Source organism: Pseudomonas sp. EL_65y_Pfl1_R83, from assembly GCF_963970695.1.
In the GTDB taxonomy this organism is placed as follows: Bacteria; Pseudomonadota; Gammaproteobacteria; order Pseudomonadales; family Pseudomonadaceae; genus Aquipseudomonas; species Aquipseudomonas tritici.
Genome location: NZ_CAXAQI010000001.1, coordinates 199,067 through 215,920 on the forward strand (window position 1 = coordinate 199,067; position 16,854 = coordinate 215,920).

Consider the following 16,854-nt stretch of genomic DNA (forward strand, 5'->3'; position numbering starts at 1 on the left):
GACCCCATCGGCTGCGGCCACAAGCGCCTAAGGTAACCGTTCACGCCAGAACCTGCGTTGACTGCGCGCAACAACCGGTGGTGCAAATGCCCCCAGTTGCAGGCGCACGGCGCCCTGCTCGGCGCTGTCATAGACCTCGCTGCCCAACCGCTGGTAGCGCGCCATCACCTGCGGATGCGGATGGCCGAACGCATTACTGCGCCCTCGTGAAATGAGCACAGAACGAGGGGCAAGGCGTTCCACAAACGCCCAGGACGAAGAGCTGCGACTGCCATGGTGTGGCGCCTGCAACCAATGGGTGGGCACTGCCAGAGGTGAGGCGAGCATTGCCTGTTCCGCCGCGCGGTCGATATCGCCGGTCAACAGTAAGCGCTCGCCATTGGCCTGCACCTGCAACACGCAGGACTTCGGGTTGCCGCTGATAGCGTCCGGCCACTGCCACAGCTCGAACGTCACATCGTCCCAGGTCCACCGTTCGCCACTGTTGCACGGCTGCGTACGGAGAAACGCCGGCAGGCCCTCGGTTTCCCCGCCCACCACGCGTTTGATTGGCATCCCCTTGGCAATCGCCCCCGCGCCGCCGGCATGATCCGCGTCGGCATGGCTGATCAACATCATGTCTAACGTCTTTACCCCAAGTTTTTGCAGCGACGGCAACACCACGCGCGCACCCAGGTCAAAGGTTCCGGAGCGCGGGCCGGCATCGTAGAGCAAGGTGTGATGGCGAGTGCGCAAGATCAGCGACTGCCCCTGGCCAACGTCCAACTGCACCACCTCCACTTGCCCATGGGGCACCAGTTCACGCGGGGGAAACACCGCCAGCAACAGCATCGGCAAGCCCAGCACCCGAAATGGCACGCCCTTGGGCAACAGTAATAGCAGCGCACCGAGCAGGCTCAGCAGCCAATACCCCTGCGGTACGTCGGCCGGAATCCAGGCAGGCAGTTGTCCGGCAAGCCACGCCAAGCCCTTGAACAACCCATCCAACGCCCCGCCCGCCAGCCACAGCAATCCCTCCCCCATAAACGGCAACGCCAGCAACGCTGTCCCCAGCAACGCCAGCGGCAACACCACCAGGCTGATCCAGGGCACCGCGACCAGATTGGCCAGGGGCGCACTCAGGCTGATGGGCAACCCCAGCACCAGCAAAACAGGAAACAATCCAACGGCAATCAACCACTGGGGGCGGGTCCACGCCTGCCACACGCTCCACGGTCCCAACCGCCCACCAAACGCCAGGATCAGCACTGCCACCGCCGCAAACGACAACCAGAACCCCGGCTGCAAACTGGCCAACGGCTCCAGCACCAACACCCCATTGAGCGCCAACAGTAACGGCCACCACAGCCCCAGGTGCCGGAAGCGCAGCCGCCATAACAACACCAGCCCCACCATCACACAGGCGCGCTGCACCGGCACGCCAAACCCGGCCAGCAAGCCGTAACTCAGTGCAGCCGTGAACGCCAGGCCACACGCCCACGGCAGCCACGGCCAGGTTCGGGGCCAGAGCCCATAACGTGCCAACCCGGCGATCAACCCGTAGATCAAGCCCGCCAGCATGCCGATGTGCTGGCCGGATATAACCAGCAGATGCACAGTGCCGGTGTCCTTTAACACCTGCCAATCAGCGGCGGCCAATCCAGAGCCGTCTCCCAGCACCAGGGCGATCAGGCCTGCTTCCCGACCAAAGCCATCCACCGCCATCAAGCGCTGGCGCACGCCGTCCCGCCAGGCGCTGTGCGCCGCAGCCAGACGTTCGCCGTCCTTCACCGTGCCCGTAGCACCAATACGCTGGGCGAGCAGCCAGGCTTCCCGGTCAAATCCGTGAAAATTCAGCAAACCGGCCGGCCGCTTCAGGTTGATTGCCAGGCGCCAGCGCTCACCACTGCGCACAGGCGGCCCGCCACGCCAGGACACTCGGATGCGTTTGGGCAAGCTGGCCTTTCGCGACCAGCTGTCGGCCAATTCGAAACGCACCCCCTCGCCCGTCTGCTGCGGCAGCCCAATGACTCGCCCCTCCACCCAACGTGTCTGGCCGTCCAGAGTCGGCTTCAGGCGATCATCCAGCGCCCACTGCGCACTGATGCATGCCCAGCTCAGCCCCACCAGGAAAAACGCCAATGGGTAAGTGCGAAACGGCAACAGCATCAACGCCAGCACCAGCAAGGCGATCAGCCATCCCGTGGGCGGCAATGCAGGTAAAAAACGCAGGGCCAGCAACCCCAGCGCCAACGCGAACATCCCTGTCCTCATGGATCATCCCTTTAAAGTGATCCACTCAGTCTTAGCCGGGCGTCCGACATTGCCTATGATGTTTTGTCACAAAGTCTGAATTTTCTGTTTATAGAATGCGAGCATACTTGCCCCTCGAACTGACCTGGACCCCTTATGCCACGGCGCTTATTCAAACGGTACATGCCTGACCCCAGCAGTATCAGGGAACACAAGTCATTACAGTTTCTCGGCACATTGCTGCATGACCCGAACCTCTGGCACCTCAACCGGCACTCGGTCGCGCGCGCGATGGCCGTAGGTTTGTTCGCGGCCTTTATCCCGATTCCCTTGCAGATGCTGCTGGCGGCCGTCCTGGCGATTACCGTGCGCGGCAACATGCCCATCGCGGTCAGCCTGGTGTGGCTGACCAACCCGATCACCATGCCGGTGGTATTTATCTGCACCTACATGACCGGCGCCTGGCTGATGAACGTGCCCCCCCGCAGCCTGCCCGACGACCTGACCTGGGAATGGATCAGCGGGCAACTGAGTACGTTGTGGCAGCCGTTCCTGCTGGGCTCAGTCGTTTTGGGGTTGGTGCTGGGCGCACTCGCCTATTGCCTGACGATGGGCTATTGGCGCTGGTGGGTGGCGCACCAATGGAAACAGCGCAAACAGCGTCGCGCCTAGTCTGTCGTGCTCAGCAAGCGCGCAGGCGCAGGTGCACCCGCAGGCCCTGCCCGGTGTTTTCCGCCCACAGGCTGCCGTCCTGGCGTTGCACGGCGTTGCGGGCAATGCTCAAGCCCAGGCCGAAGCCACCGTCGCCGGGGCGTGAACCGTCCAGGCGGGTAAAGGGCGCGAAGATCCGTTCCAGGTCTGCGTCATCGATCCCGCCGCCCTGATCCTCCAGCCACACATGCCAATAATCCCCCTCACGCCGGCCATCCAGGCTGGCCACGCCGCCCACAGGCGAATGGCGGATGGCGTTGCGCAGAATGTTTTCCAGGGCCTGGGCCAACGCATTCAGGTTGCCCCGTACCCAGCAATCCGCGCCTAGCAGGCAAGGCAGGCGCGACGCCGGCCAATCGCTCTCAAAGCACGCGTTTTCGCGCAACATGTCCCACAACGCCTGAAGCTGGATATCTTCCTGGGGCAGCGGCGCGCGCTCGGTGTCCAGCCAGGCCAGTTGCAGGCTGTCTTCGACCAGGCGCTGCATGGCGTCGATCTCACGCCCCAGCCGCTCGCGCAGTTGCGCCAGGTCTTGCTCACTGTCACAGGCCACCCGCAAGCGGCTCAGCGGCGTACGCAGTTCATGGGACATGTCACGCAACAACTGCTGCTGCAACACCACAGTGCCCTGCAAACGCTCGGACATGTGGTCGAACGCGCGGCCCAGTTCGCCCAGTTCATCCTGCCGGCTGGTGGCATCGTGGGAAAGCCGCGTATTCAATTGATCGGCGCGCCAGGCATTGGCCTGCTCGCGCAGTTGGTTAAGGGGCATGATCAGCAGCCGATACAAACCAATGCACAGCAACAGGGTAAACAGGCCAGGGATCACCCCGTTGGTCACCACGCGCCAGAACAGTTGGTAGCGCCCCGGCAAGAAGCGTTGCGGCAACTCGATCACCAGCGAACCCGCGCCGGGGTCGGCGGGAAACGGGATTTTCAGCCATGGCAGGCCGATGACATGCCGGCTCACCGGCCAATCCAGGCCACGCAGAAACGTCAGGCGCTGGCTTTCCTTGTCGGTCAGCGGGTAGCTGCTCAGCGATTGCAGGTCATTCCCGATCACTCCCATCCAGATGGTTTCACGCTTGCCCATCGCGTGCAGCCAAGCGTCGACGCCCGCACTCCCTCCACGACTCCACGCCTGCTCAGCCTCCACCGCGTAACCACTCAAGGTGCTCCGCGCCTCGTCGGACAGGTAGGCGTTCTTCTGTTCCATGTAACGGCCCCATGACCAACTGAGCCAGATCATCAGCAAGCAGAAAGCGATCAGCAGGCAGGCCAGTTTCCAGAATAATGAGTGCTTGCCCGGCAGTCGTTTCAAGGACCGTTCAGAGGCCGTCATCGTGACCGCTCAGCACATAGCCCTTGCCCCACACCGTGCGCACTTCGCGCTCGGAGTAGCCGATGGCCTTGAGCTTGCGACGGATCTGGCTGATATGCATGTCGAGGCTGCGGTCATGAGGGGCGTAACCACGTTGCAACACATGCTGATAAAGGAAGGCTTTGCTGAGGACCTCTTCGCTGTTTCGATGCAGGGTTTCAAGCAAGCGGTATTCGCTGCGGGTCAGGCCGGCGCGGTGCGCCAAGTGGAAGACATCGCACAGTTCGTCGTCGAAGCGCAGGGTTCGCGCATCCTCGCGCACGGGTGCAGGCGCTGGCAGCGGACCACGGTCCAGTGCCACACGACGCAGGATGGCTTCAATGCGCACACGCAACTCGATCATGCTGAACGGCTTGGGCAGGTAATCATCGGCGCCAAGGCGAAACCCACTGACGCGATCGGCTTCGGCGCCCAGTGCAGACATCAGGATCACCGGGATCGAATGGCTCTGGCGCAAATGGGTCAGGATCGACAACCCATCAAGCCCCGGCAGAAGGATATCCATCAACACCAGGTCGAAGGCCCGGTCGCGCGCCATCTGCAGGCCCTGCTGGCCGTTCTGGCACCAGGTCACATGGAAACCACAGCGCCCCAGGTGCTCATGGACATAGGCGCCCAGCACGGGGTCATCTTCGATGGTCAGGATACTGGGCAGGCCGATTGATGCGGGATTCATTAGTATCTGCAAGTAATTCTCAATGGCCGATTATTCAAGATTACCTTGCCGCAGGCAATCGCCACCGGGCGCCAAATGACCTCAAGATTGCCGTATGTCATTAATTTGCAAGATTCCACGCCGCGCAAATGGCTACACTGCGCAGGTGGCGCGGGCCGGATGCCCGTGCGAATCATAGATATCAATGTGGTGGCAGGAGAGTAGCGTGCTGACAAGAATGGGGATAAAAGGCCGCGTACTGTTGCTGACCTTATTACCGACCAGCCTGATGGCCTCGTTGTTGGGGGGCTACTTCACCTGGATGCAACTCTCGGAACTGCAGACCCAATTGCTGCAACGCGGCGAAATGATCGCCGAGCAATTGGCTCCGCTGGTGGCGCCGGCCCTGAGCGCCCGCAACACCGAGCTGCTGGAGCGCATCGCCACTCAATCCCTGGAACAGCCGGACGTGCGCACCGTGGCGTTCCTCAGTCCGGACCGCATCTCCCTGGCCCATGCGGGCCCAACCATGCTCAACCAGGCGCCCATCGGCAACAGTTCCCATTTGTTGCAGCGCACCGGTAATGACGCCACCCGCTACCTGCTGCCGGTGTTTGGTCGTCATCGCAACCTCGCGGGCGACCTGATCCCGGATGAAGCCGACCGCCTGCTGGGCTGGGTCGAGGTGGAACTGTCCCACAATGGCATGTTGCTGCGCGGCTACCGCAGCCTGTTCGCCAGCCTGCTGCTGATTGCCATCGGTTTGATCTGCACCGCGGCATTGGCCCTGCGCATCAGCCGCACGATCAACTCACCAATCGGCCAGATCAAGCAGGCGGTCGCCCAACTCAAGGACGGCAACTTGCACACCCGCTTGCCTGCGTTGGGCAGCCAGGAGCTGGACCAGCTCGCCTCGGGCATCAACCGCATGGCCGAGACCCTGCAGAACGCCCAGGAAGAACTGCAACACAGCATCGACCAGGCCACCGAAGACGTGCGCCAGAACCTGGAAACCATCGAGATCCAGAACATCGAGCTGGACCTGGCGCGCAAGGAGGCCCTGGAGGCCAGCCGCATCAAGTCGGAGTTCCTGGCCAACATGAGCCATGAGATCCGCACGCCGCTCAACGGTATCCTCGGCTTTACTCACCTGCTGCAAAAAAGCGAACTGACCCCACGCCAGCTCGATTACCTGGGCACCATCGAAAAGTCTGCCGACAACCTGCTGGGCATCATCAACGAGATCCTCGATTTTTCGAAAATCGAAGCCGGCAAGCTGGTGCTCGACAGCATCCCGTTCAACCTGCGCGACTTGCTGCAAGACACCCTGACCATCCTCGCCCCTGCCGCCCATGCCAAGCAACTGGAACTGGTCAGCCTGGTCTACCGCGACACGCCGCTGGCGCTGGTCGGCGACCCGCTGCGCCTCAAGCAGATCCTGACCAACCTGATCAGCAACGCGATCAAGTTCACCCGCGAAGGCACCATCGTGGCCAGGGCGATGATCGAGGACGAGCAAGAAGACAGCGTGCAACTGCGCATCAGCGTGCAGGACACCGGCATCGGCCTTTCCAGCCAGGACGTGCGCGCGCTGTTCCAGGCGTTCAGCCAGGCCGATAACTCACTGTCGCGCCAGCCCGGCGGTACAGGGTTGGGCCTGGTGATCTCCAAGCGCCTGATCGAGCAGATGGGCGGTGAAATCGGCGTCGACAGTACGCCGGGCGAAGGTTCGGAGTTCTGGATCAGCCTGAACCTGCCCAAGACCCGTGACGATGTCGAAGACCTGCCTTGCGCGCCACTGCTGGGCCATCGCGTGGCCGTGCTGGAAAATCACGAACTGGCGCGCCAGGCGCTGCAACACCAGTTGGAAGACTGCGGCCTGGAAGTCACCCCGTTCAACAGCCTGGAAAGCTTGACCAACGGCATCACCAGTGCCCATCAGACCGACCAGGCGATTGACCTGGCGGTACTTGGCGTGACGGCCAATGACATCCCGCCCGAGCGTCTCAACCAGCATCTATGGGACCTTGAACACCTGGGCTGCAAGGTGCTGGTGCTGTGCCCCACCACTGAACAGATGCTGTTCAACCAGTCCGTACCCAACCCCAACAGCCAGTTGCAGGCGAAGCCGGCGTGTACGCGTAAGCTGCGCCGCGCGCTGTCCGATCTGATCAGCCCGCGTCCATCGCGCAGCGAACCGGGCGAGCCGCTGTCCAGCCGGGCGCCGCGCGTATTGTGCGTGGATGACAACCCGGCGAACCTGCTGCTGGTCCAAACCCTGCTGGAAGACATGGGCGCCCGGGTGCGTGCAGTGGAAAGCGGGTATGCGGCTGTCGACGCCGTGAAACAGGACACTTTCGACCTGGTGCTGATGGACGTGCAAATGCCTGGCATGGACGGCCGCCAGAGCACCGAGGCGATCCGCCAGTGGGAAAGCGAGCGCAGCGGCACGCCGTTGCCGGTGGTCGCCCTCACCGCCCACGCCATGGCCAACGAAAAACGCGCCTTGCTGCAAAGCGGCATGGACGACTACCTGACCAAACCCATCAGCGAACGGCAACTGGCCCAAGTGGTGTTGAAATGGACCGGCCTGGCCCTGCGTAACCAAAGCCCGGAACGCCCAACGGACGGCCTCGGCCCTGGCGTGCAATTGCCGGTGCTCGACCATGAAGAGGGCCTGCGCCTGGCCGCCGGCAAGGCTGACCTGGCGGCGGACATGCTCGCCATGTTACTGGCCTCCCTGGAAGCCGACCGCCTGGCCATCACCATCGCCCGCGATGCCAATGACAACAACGCCCTGATCGAACGCGTGCACCGTCTGCATGGCGCGACCCGTTATTGCGGCGTACCGCAACTGCGTGCCGCCTGCCACCGCGCCGAGACCCTGCTCAAACAGGACGACGCCAAGGCCTTGCACGCGCTGGACGAACTGGACATGGCGATTGCACGGCTTGCGAGTGAAGCAAGGGTCAATGCCTGATGCGCCGCTTTTGATCTTGATCTCAGGCGCCCCGTCAACCACGCTGGCCGAAGCGAGGTGCCAAGTGGTGGGGCAAGAGCCCTTTGCTTACTTTGGGCTGGGCCGGCATTCCGGCTTTTCCAAAGTGAGCCGCCGTAAAGGCGGAACCTAAGTCGCCGTTACCTAAATAACGGATATACACCCGATCCTAGCCGCCAGCCAGACCACCTTCGCGAGCAAGCCCGCTCCCACATTTTAAGCGGGTTTACACCCCATACCCCCTGTCGCCTGACAGGCCGCAATCGCAGGCAAGCCAGCTCCCACAGGGTTTATGTATTTATTCAGTCAGTCAGTTAGTGCAGGGAGCATTCCAATGCGCGTTATTCTTTACAGCAGCCAGACCTACGACCGCGACAGTTTTCTCGGTGAACCGCCGCCACCAGGCCTGGAGCTGCAATTCCAGCCTGCACGGCTCAACCTCGACACCGTGGCCCTGGCCGAACAGCACGAAGTGGTGTGCGCCTTCATCAATGACGACCTCAGCGCCGCGGTGCTGGAGCACTTGGCCAAGGGCGGCACGCGGCTGATCGCCCTGCGCTCGGCGGGCTACAACCATGTGGACCTGGCCGCCGCCAAGCGCCTGGGCCTGGCCATCGTGCGCGTGCCGGCCTATTCGCCCCACGCGGTGGCCGAACATGCGGTCGCACTGATCCTCGCCCTCAACCGCCGCCTGCATCGCGCCTACAATCGCACCCGCGATGGCGATTTCAGCCTGCATGGCCTTACCGGTTTCGACCTGGTGGGCAAGACCGTCGGCGTGGTCGGCACCGGGCAGATCGGCGCGACGTTCGCCAGGATAATGGCCGGCTTCGGTTGCCAACTGCTCGCCTACGACCCCTTCCCCAACCCGCAGGTCCTGGCATTGGGGGCGCGCTACGTGAGCCTGCCTGAGTTGCTGGCCCAGGCGCAGATCATCAGCCTGCACTGCCCGCTGACCGCCGACAGTAAACACTTGATCAACGCCCGCTCCCTGGCACAGATGCAGCCGGGTGCGATGCTGATCAACACCGGTCGCGGCGGGTTGGTCGACACCCCGGCGCTGATCGAGGCACTCAAGGACGGCCAACTCGGCTACCTCGGGCTGGATGTGTATGAGGAAGAAGCGCAGCTGTTTTTCGAGGACCGCTCCGACCTGCCGCTGCAGGACGACGTACTCGCGCGCCTGCTGACCTTTCCCAATGTGATCATCACCGCCCACCAGGCGTTTCTCACTCGCGAAGCCCTGGCGGCCATCGCCGGCACCACCTTGGCCAACATTGCCGCATGGGCCGATGGCCGAGCACAGAACCTTGTCGAAGGATGATCAGCGGTCACATACCAGGCTCATGATAGGCAGGCACCCGTGATAGGATGCCGCGCCTATTTGGAGGATCCATGGCCGAACACGATTTCCGCTTCAGTTTGCTGAGCCCGCAACACACCCTGATCGAATGCCGCGCCCTGGTGCCGGGCCGTTATCAGGTGACTGGCAACGGTGGTTCGATCAAGCATGGCGACGTGCTGATCGTCACCCTGCGTGGCAGTAAAACCCTGTCGATGCGCCTTACAGTCGAAGGTGACGCACGCTACTCCATCCGCCCGGCCGGCCAATGGGTCGCCATGGCCCAGGGGCCGAAATTCGGCGAGTTGGAGATTCACACCTGGAAGGTCAACTGCGACAGCTGCGATGCGGTGTTGGCGTTCGAATTCGCGGTGGAAACCAAGCTGACCAAAGAACCCCTGCAAACGGCGGCCAACGCGCGCATTGCCGAATTGGGCTGGGCCAGCGAAGGCGACAAGCACCGCTGCCCGAAATGCCAGAAGGCCGCGCAATGAGAGGCCTGCTCTTGCTCGCCGCCCTCGGGGCGGCCCTGACGGGTTGCGCCGGGGACGCGGTCAAGCTCAAGCGGGATCATAGCTACGTGGTGGAATGGATTGGTGAGCGGCCGTTGATGGATTACGCGCACCTGACCGTCACCCTCGGCACCGATGGCCGCGCCTACGGCAATGGCGGTTGCAACCACTGGTTTGCGCCGTACACGGTCGAGGGCAACAAGCTCAGCTTTGGCAAGATCGGCAGCACCCGCAAGTTGTGCGCCGAGGCGTTAATGGAGCAGGAACAGCGCTTCTTCCAGGCCCTGCAAGGGGTGCAGCGCTGGGATGTCTCGCCGGTCGAGCAAACGCGTTTCTGGCCGGCCGAGGGCAAGCCGATTCGCCTGTGGCTGGAAGAAGGCTAATTTCACTGCGCACTGGCTTTCCTGTGGGAGCTTGCCTGCGATGCAGGCGACTCGGTGTGTCTGTGGTACCGAGTCGATGCGATCGCAGGCAAGCCAGCTCCCACAGAATCAGCCACGTAGAGCCTTCAGCTTAGCCAACACCCCTTCCGCCGTCTGCTCACCCATCAGTTGCTCGCGCACCTTGCCCTTGTCATCAATGATGTAGGTCACCGGCAACGCTTCGCTGCGCGGGATATCAAAAATTCCCTCCGGGTTCTGCGCCAGCACGGTGAACTTGATGCCCAGCTTGTCACTGGCGGCTTTCAGCTCTTCACCCTGCACGTTGTCAAAATTGACCCCGAACACCCCTACGTTCTGCGCCTTCAGCTGTTCGGCCAAGGCATTGAGTTCAGGAATTTCCGTGCGGCACGGGCCACACCATTCGGCCCAGTAATTGACCACCAGCCACTGCTTGTCCAAGCGTTCGGCCGCCACTTTCTGGCCATACTGGTCAACGCCGTAGTCATTACTGCAGCCGCTGAGCAGCAGGGTTGTGATGATCGCCAATGCACCGATCAGTCGCTTAGTCATGGGGTAATCCTTCGCAAAAATGAACGTTGACTGCGACCTATCGCCTCTTACGGTTTAAGGACGGGCCGTAGCGCGGGTAGAATACCCGCCACCTTACGCAAGATGCGACCCGCACATGACCGATCTGACGCTTTATCACAACCCGCGCTGCTCGAAATCCCGCGGTGCGCTGCAATTGCTGGAAGCCCGCGGCCTTACCCCGACCGTGGTGCGCTACCTGGAGATCCCGCTGAACGCCGCGCAATTAAAGGCGCTGCTCGGCAAGCTGGGCATCAGCGCGCGCCAACTGCTGCGCACCGGTGAAGAGGAATACAAGACCCTCAACCTGGCGGATGCCAGCCTCAGCGAAGCACAGTTGATCGCCGCCATCGCCGAGCACCCGAAGCTGATGGAACGCCCGATCCTCGAAACCACCGATAAAGCCATCATTGGCCGTCCGCCAGAGAACGTGCTGGAGATCCTGCCGTGAGCGCGCCGTATGTGCTGATCTTGTACTACAGCCGTAACGGTTCGGTCAGCGAAATGGCCCGACACATTGCCCGGGGCATCGAACAAGCCGGAATGGAGGCCCGACTGCGCACCGTGCCGGCGATCTCCACCGAGTGCGAAGCCGTCGCGCCGAGCATTCCGGACGAAGGCGCGCTGTATGCCAGCCTCGATGACCTGAAAAATTGCTCGGGCCTGGCCTTGGGTAGCCCAACCCGCTTCGGCAACATGGCTGCGCCGCTCAAGTACTTTATCGACGGCACCAGCAACCTGTGGCTCACCGGTGCCCTCGTCGGCAAGCCAGCCGGGGTGTTTACCTCTACCGCCAGCCTGCACGGCGGCCAGGAAACCACGCTGATGTCGATGCTGTTGCCGCTGTTGCACCACGGCATGTTGATCACCGGCCTGCCCTACAGCGAACAGGCATTGCTCGACACCCAGGGCGGCGGTACGCCTTATGGCGCCAGCCACCATGCCGGGCCTGACGGCAAGCGCATGCTCGATCAACACGAAATCACCCTGTGCCGCGCCTTGGGCCTGCGCCTGGCTAAAACCGCTACGTTGCTGGAGAACGGCCGTGGCCAGGAAGCCTAAGGTCCTGCCCCCCCAGGCGTGGCTGGAGCCACGGGTCAAGGTGGCGCGCACGCTGAGCCTGCTGGCGTTTTTGGGCTTGGTGGGGTTGCTCTGCGTTTACTACCTGTTCGTCGCCGACCTGCACGGTGCCCGGCCGTGGGTGATCCTGCTGATCGAACTGGTGCCGCTGCTGGTGCTGGCACCCGGCATGCTGCTGGGCAGCGCGCGCGGGCATTCGTGGATGTGTTTTGTGGTGAACCTGTATTTCATCAAAGGCGCGCTGGCGGCATACGACCCGAACCGGCAGTGGTTCGGGGTGTTGGAGATGCTGGCAAGTCTGGCGGTGTTTTGTACGGCGTTGCTTTATGTGCGGTGGCGGCACCAGCTGAATCGCCGCCTCGCTACAGGTTAGTGATTCACCGTATAGGCCAACATCATCGACAACTGACACATCGGCCGGCCACTCTCGGCATGCCACTGGTTGAAAGCGCCCTGCACCGACGCCAAGTCGCGCAGGCTGGTCGGCGCCTTGTCGACGATCTTCTGCGCGTTCAACGCCGCGACCACGTCATAACTCGGCACAAACGTGTCCTTGCCCACCATGCGCAAAAAACGCGGCGCTGACAGCCCGCCCAGTTGGTGGCCGTGCTTGCTCAGGTACTTCCACAGCCCAACGATATCGGTCACCGGCCAATCGGCGACAAACGCACCAAAGCTGCCTTTCTCCTGCTCAATGTCGAGGATCATCTGCGCATTGCGCGGCACGCTCTTGAGCTTGCCCAGGTGGCGGATGATCCGCGTGTCCTGCATCAACCGCTCCAGGTGTTCGGCGCCCATCAGCACAACTTTTTCCGGATCGAAGCCAAAGAACACTTGCTCGAACGCTGGCCACTTGGCGTCCACCACACTGTGCTTCAAACCCGCGCGAAATACCCGCAACGCCAATGTCGACAGGTAGCGGTCATCACTGATCTTGCGTAACTGCGCCGGGGTCTTGGGTACAGGCAGGTGGGCTTCCAGCTCGGCCGCCGAACCGAAGCGGTTCAGACAATATTCGTGCAGCCACTTGTAATCGCGCATGCCCTCTCCTGGGATTCGAATTGAAAACGGCGCTCGCGAGCGCCGTGTGTCAGAGCATTGAATAGGCTCAGAGGTTCACAACATTAACGAAGCGCGAAGCGGCGCTCTCATCAATTTTCAGGCTGGTGAAGTCAAACAGGTTGCGGTCGGCCAACTGCGACGGCTGCACGTTCTGCAGGCTGCGGAAGATACTTTCGGTGCGACCGGGCGTCTTGCGCTCCCAGTCCAGCAGCATCTCCTTGACCACTTGGCGCTGCAGGTTTTCCTGGGAGCCGCACAGGTTGCACGGGATGATCGGAAATTGCTTGAGGTCGGAGTAGGCCTGGATGTCCTTCTCGTTGCAATACGCCAGCGGGCGGATTACCACGTTGCGCCCGTCATCGGCGCGCAGCTTGGGCGGCATGGCTTTGAGCGAGCCATTGAAGAACATATTGAGGAAAAAGGTTTCGACGATGTCATCGCGATGATGACCCAGGGCCATCTTGGTCGCGCCGATCTCATCGGCGAAGGTATAAAGCGTGCCGCGGCGCAGGCGCGAACACAGCGAGCAGGTGGTCTTGCCTTCCGGGATCAGTTCCTTGACCACCGAATAGGTGTCTTTTTCGACGATGTGGTAATCGACGCCCAACGCTTTGAGGTAGGCCGGCAGCACATGCTCGGGGAAGCCCGGTTGTTTCTGATCCATGTTGACGGCAACGATCTCAAACGTGATCGGCGCGACCTTTTGCAGGTGCAGCAGCACATCAAGCAGGGTGTAGCTGTCTTTGCCGCCGGAGAGGCAGACCATGACCTTGTCGCCGTCCTCGATCATGTTGAAATCGGCGACCGCTTCACCGGCCAGGCGACGCAGGCGTTTTTGCAGTTTGTTCTGGTTGACCGTAAGTGTGCCCATGGCGCTTGGATCCGCTGGAGGTGTGTGACGAAAAACGCTGCATTTTACGCAAAAATACTTCAATGGGCGACGCCGATCCAATGTGGGAACTGGCTTGCCTGCGATAGCGGTGGGCCCGTCAACTTATCGAGTTCTGACAGGTTGCGATCACATGCAAGCCATCGGCCACAGTTGACCCTGTGGCACCGACAGACCTAGCCGCGATTAAGCCCAATGTTTACAGCGCAATTTGCTCTAAAGGCCCTACAGTTATTCCGGGCATCCCTTCCTATACTGCGACTAGAGGTCGCACAGCTATCCAGGACCTTTGAGGCCATTTGGCCCGTGGGCGCTCCGATGGGGGGCGATGGCAATAACGACAGGAGTGACTCGCATGATCCATCACGTCGTGGGGCTTTTTACCCATCCCGACCAGGAATGGCGGGAAATTCGTGGCGATAAAGAAGAAAGCATCAGCCACATGTACCTCACTCACACACTGATTCTCGCGGCGATCCCCGCCGTATCAGCCTTTATCGGTACCACCCAGGTTGGCTGGGTCATCGGCAACCGCTCGCCGGTGATGCTGACCCAGGACAGCGCGCTGTGGATGACCCTCATGTCCTACGCCGCCATGCTTGGCGGTGTGGCGGTGATGGGCGCGTTCATCCACTGGATGGCCCGTACCTACGACGCCAACCCCAGCATGGCGCGCTGCGTGGCGTTTGCCACCTACACCGCCACGCCGCTGTTCATCGGCGGGCTGGCGGCGCTCTACCCGCATATGTGGCTGGGCATGGTCGTGGGCACGGCGGCGATTTGCTACACGGTGTACCTGCTGTACGTGGGGTTGCCGACCTTCATGAACATCGACCCGGATGAGGGTTTCCTGTTTTCCAGCTCGGTGCTGGCCGTAGGCCTGGTGGTACTGGTGGCGATCATGGCGTTTACCGTGATTGTCTGGGGCCTCGGCGTAGGTCCGATTTATACCAACTGATCCGTTTAAACCGTAGGCAAGGCCACCGCAAGGTGGCTTTGTGCGTTATGCATGACCATTCGGCGCCTGACAGATTCGGAAACACTCAGCTTTGCGGCATACTGGGGGCCTCTGGAGATATGTACAGCATGCCCGAGCAACTCAATACCCGCGTCGAAGATTGTTTCCAACAAGCTGAATCCTTTTTCAAACGAAGCTTCAAACGCCCCCAGGTCAGCCTCAAGCTGCGGGGCCAGAAGGCCGGTGTCGCGCATTTGCACGAGAACCTGCTGCGCTTCAACCCACAGTTGTACCGTGAAAACAGCCAGCATTTCCTGAAACAGACCGTGGCCCATGAAGTGGCGCACCTGATCGCCCACCAACTGTTCGGCGAGCGCATTCAGCCCCATGGCGAGGAATGGCAATTGATCATGCGCGGGGTTTACGAACTGCCGCCTGACCGTTGCCACACGTATGAGGTGAAGCGTCGTCAGGTGACTCGCTATATTTACCGATGCCCGTGTGCCGATAGCGACTTTCCGTTTTCGTCGCAGCGACATGGCATGGTGGCGCAGGGGCGGCGGTATTTGTGTCGGCGGTGTCGGCAGACGTTGGTGTTTACCGGGCAAACCCGGGTGGAGTGAGGGCCTCTTCGCAGGCAAGCCAGCTCCCACATTCGACCGTGTTCTGACCTTGGAATACAGTCGAATGTGTGCGGGCTTGCTCGAAGACGCCGGTTCAGGCGCTACACAACGACTTTGGCACTGCGCAATTCCTCTATTCGCTGAGCACTGAACCCCAACTCCGCCAAGACCTCATCACTGTGCGCCCCCACTGCAACCCCGATATGCCGAGGCACTGGCACCCCCTCGGAAAACTTCAACGGGCAGGCCAGTTGCGCCTGGGTCGAACCGTCACCCCGAGGCACCTGAGTGATCAGTTCGCGCGCTTTTAACTGCGGATGCTCCACTGCCTCGCTCAGGCTCAGCACCGGTTCGACACAAGCGTCGACCCCGGCAAACAACTCACACAACTCTTCGAAGCTACGCTTTTCAAACTCGACTTTCAGCGCCTGCTTAAGGTCTTTTTGCTGCTCCGGCTTGGGCAAAAAGCCTTGTGCCGCCAACTCCGGCCGTCCCAGCGTTTCACAGAGTTGCTGCATGAACCCTGGCTCCAAACTGCCCACCGACATCCAGCGCCCATCCCGCGAGCGGTAATAGTCGTAGAAACTACCGCCGTTGAGCACATGGCTCTCCCACTCCGGCTCCATCCCACACGCTAGGTAACCCGCACCGGCCATGGCATTCAGGCTGAACGAGCAATCGGTCATGCTCACATCCAGGTATTGGCCGACCCCGCTCTGCTGTCGGGCGATAACAGCCGCCAACAAACCCACCACCGCATGCAGCGAACCACCGCCCACGTCCGCCAGTTGCACGCCCAACGGCAGCGGCCCGCTGTCGGCACGGCCGGTGTAGCTGGCCACGCCGGCCAGTGCCAGGTAATTGATATCGTGCCCGGCGCGGTCCTTATAGGGCCCGGTCTGGCCGTAACCGGTGATCGACACGTAAATCAGTTTTGGGTTGATCGCCTTCAACGCCTCATACCCCAAGCCCAGGCGTTCCATCACCCCTGGCCGGAACTGTTCGAGCACGATGTCGTACGCCTTGACCAACGCCCGCACGACTTCCAGCGCTTCAGGCTGCTTGAGATCAAGCGCGAGGCTGCGTTTATTGCGATTGAGGTAGGCATGGCTCGCCGAAACACCCTGATCATGGGGCGGCAATACCCGCAGCAGGTCCAGGCGCGTGGGCGATTCGATACGCAGCACCTCGGCGCCCATGTCCGCCAGCAGCAACGATGCAAACGGGCCAGGCAGCAAGGTGGAAAAATCCAACACTTTGAGGGACGCCAAGGGACCTGACATGGGCACTCCATTTTTGTTTTGAATGCACACAGACTAGGCAGCCTTGCGCTGACCGGCAATCGCCGGAACAGTCACCAACAGTGACCGTTTTGATCACGGCGGGCTTTTTCGTGGCAGCGGCTTTATCATTGCCCCACGTTTGCTTGCAGAGTGTTCC

Annotated in this window: 17 protein-coding genes; 10 read left to right on the forward strand and 7 right to left on the reverse strand. The window is 61.6% G+C overall.

What is annotated here, in order from left to right; translation table 11 throughout:
* Nucleotides 1-27: 27 nt before the first annotated feature.
* Nucleotides 28-2,253, reverse strand: coding sequence for a DNA internalization-related competence protein ComEC/Rec2 (locus AACY08_RS00905; protein WP_339467390.1), 2,226 nt, complete (start codon nucleotides 2,251-2,253; stop codon nucleotides 28-30).
* Nucleotides 2,254-2,388: 135 nt separating this feature from the next.
* Between AACY08_RS00905 and AACY08_RS00910 the strand changes: the two genes are divergently transcribed.
* Complete coding sequence (locus tag AACY08_RS00910) at nucleotides 2,389-2,904, forward strand: DUF2062 domain-containing protein (RefSeq protein ID WP_339467392.1); 516 nt, start codon at nucleotides 2,389-2,391, stop codon at nucleotides 2,902-2,904.
* A 10-nt stretch (nucleotides 2,905-2,914) separates the two neighbouring features.
* Here AACY08_RS00910 and AACY08_RS00915 read toward each other — a convergent pair whose 3' ends face one another.
* Nucleotides 2,915-4,285, reverse strand: coding sequence for a sensor histidine kinase (locus tag AACY08_RS00915; protein ID WP_339467394.1), 1,371 nt, complete (start codon nucleotides 4,283-4,285; stop codon nucleotides 2,915-2,917).
* Entirely contained in the window at nucleotides 4,272-5,000 is a 729-nt protein-coding gene (locus tag AACY08_RS00920; RefSeq protein ID WP_339436960.1) for a response regulator transcription factor, read from the reverse strand. Before AACY08_RS00920 ends, AACY08_RS00915 begins: the two co-directional genes overlap by 14 nt.
* Nucleotides 5,001-5,205: 205 nt before the next feature.
* On the opposite strand from AACY08_RS00920, the gene AACY08_RS00925 reads away from it, so the two are divergent.
* The 4 genes from AACY08_RS00925 to AACY08_RS00940 all read left to right on the forward strand — a co-directional run bounded on the left by AACY08_RS00925 (nucleotide 5,206) and on the right by AACY08_RS00940 (nucleotide 10,214).
* On the forward strand, nucleotides 5,206-7,959 hold the full coding sequence (locus AACY08_RS00925) for a response regulator (RefSeq protein ID WP_339467396.1): 2,754 nt from the start codon (nucleotides 5,206-5,208) through the stop codon (nucleotides 7,957-7,959).
* A 352-nt stretch (nucleotides 7,960-8,311) separates the two neighbouring features.
* On the forward strand, nucleotides 8,312-9,301 hold the full coding sequence (locus AACY08_RS00930; RefSeq protein WP_339467397.1) for a 2-hydroxyacid dehydrogenase: 990 nt from the start codon (nucleotides 8,312-8,314) through the stop codon (nucleotides 9,299-9,301).
* A 71-nt stretch (nucleotides 9,302-9,372) separates the two neighbouring features.
* A complete protein-coding gene (locus AACY08_RS00935; protein WP_339467400.1) occupies nucleotides 9,373-9,813 on the forward strand; it encodes a hypothetical protein in 441 nt (146 codons plus the stop codon).
* On the forward strand, nucleotides 9,810-10,214 hold the full coding sequence (locus AACY08_RS00940) for an META domain-containing protein (RefSeq protein WP_339467401.1): 405 nt from the start codon (nucleotides 9,810-9,812) through the stop codon (nucleotides 10,212-10,214). The genes AACY08_RS00935 and AACY08_RS00940 overlap by 4 nt, the downstream gene beginning before the upstream one ends.
* A gap of 108 nt (nucleotides 10,215-10,322) precedes the next feature.
* Here AACY08_RS00940 and AACY08_RS00945 read toward each other — a convergent pair whose 3' ends face one another.
* Entirely contained in the window at nucleotides 10,323-10,784 is a 462-nt protein-coding gene (locus tag AACY08_RS00945; RefSeq protein WP_339467403.1) for a TlpA disulfide reductase family protein, read from the reverse strand.
* Nucleotides 10,785-10,899: 115 nt separating this feature from the next.
* Between AACY08_RS00945 and arsC the strand changes: the two genes are divergently transcribed.
* Genes arsC through AACY08_RS00960 form a run of 3 tightly spaced genes read left to right on the forward strand, consistent with a single transcriptional unit; the run spans nucleotide 10,900 to nucleotide 12,255 of the window.
* The gene (gene arsC / locus AACY08_RS00950; RefSeq protein ID WP_339467404.1) at nucleotides 10,900-11,253 is read left to right on the forward strand and encodes an arsenate reductase (glutaredoxin); all 354 of its coding nucleotides are present in this window, start codon (nucleotides 10,900-10,902) and stop codon (nucleotides 11,251-11,253) included.
* Nucleotides 11,250-11,864 carry an NAD(P)H:quinone oxidoreductase gene (wrbA, locus tag AACY08_RS00955; RefSeq protein ID WP_339467405.1) on the forward strand — a complete coding sequence of 205 codons (615 nt, stop codon included), beginning with the start codon at nucleotides 11,250-11,252 and terminating at the stop codon, nucleotides 11,862-11,864. Before arsC ends, wrbA begins: the two co-directional genes overlap by 4 nt.
* Nucleotides 11,848-12,255, forward strand: coding sequence for a DUF2069 domain-containing protein (locus tag AACY08_RS00960; RefSeq protein ID WP_339467407.1), 408 nt, complete (start codon nucleotides 11,848-11,850; stop codon nucleotides 12,253-12,255). Before wrbA ends, AACY08_RS00960 begins: the two co-directional genes overlap by 17 nt.
* Here AACY08_RS00960 and AACY08_RS00965 read toward each other — a convergent pair.
* Together AACY08_RS00965 and ttcA are read right to left on the reverse strand one after the other, a co-directional pair.
* The gene (locus tag AACY08_RS00965) at nucleotides 12,252-12,923 is read right to left on the reverse strand and encodes a DNA-3-methyladenine glycosylase I (RefSeq protein ID WP_339467409.1); all 672 of its coding nucleotides are present in this window, start codon (nucleotides 12,921-12,923) and stop codon (nucleotides 12,252-12,254) included. The two genes, AACY08_RS00960 and AACY08_RS00965, sit on opposite strands and share 4 nt — an antisense overlap.
* 67 nt (nucleotides 12,924-12,990) lie before the next feature.
* Nucleotides 12,991-13,815 (reverse strand): tRNA 2-thiocytidine(32) synthetase TtcA, encoded by an 825-nt coding sequence (ttcA, locus tag AACY08_RS00970; protein ID WP_220074159.1) that lies wholly within the window; start codon nucleotides 13,813-13,815, stop codon nucleotides 12,991-12,993.
* A 373-nt stretch (nucleotides 13,816-14,188) separates the two neighbouring features.
* On the opposite strand from ttcA, the gene AACY08_RS00975 reads away from it, so the two are divergent.
* Both AACY08_RS00975 and AACY08_RS00980 read left to right on the forward strand, forming a co-directional pair.
* Nucleotides 14,189-14,791, forward strand: a complete 603-nt coding sequence (locus AACY08_RS00975) for a Yip1 family protein (protein ID WP_339467410.1) — start codon at nucleotides 14,189-14,191, stop codon at nucleotides 14,789-14,791.
* A gap of 128 nt (nucleotides 14,792-14,919) precedes the next feature.
* Nucleotides 14,920-15,414, forward strand: coding sequence for a SprT family zinc-dependent metalloprotease (locus AACY08_RS00980; RefSeq protein WP_339467411.1), 495 nt, complete (start codon nucleotides 14,920-14,922; stop codon nucleotides 15,412-15,414).
* A 101-nt stretch (nucleotides 15,415-15,515) separates the two neighbouring features.
* Here the strand turns inward: AACY08_RS00980 and AACY08_RS00985 are convergent, their stop codons facing one another.
* Nucleotides 15,516-16,697, reverse strand: a complete 1,182-nt coding sequence (locus tag AACY08_RS00985; RefSeq protein WP_339467413.1) for a CaiB/BaiF CoA transferase family protein — start codon at nucleotides 16,695-16,697, stop codon at nucleotides 15,516-15,518.
* Nucleotides 16,698-16,854 lie beyond the last annotated feature (157 nt).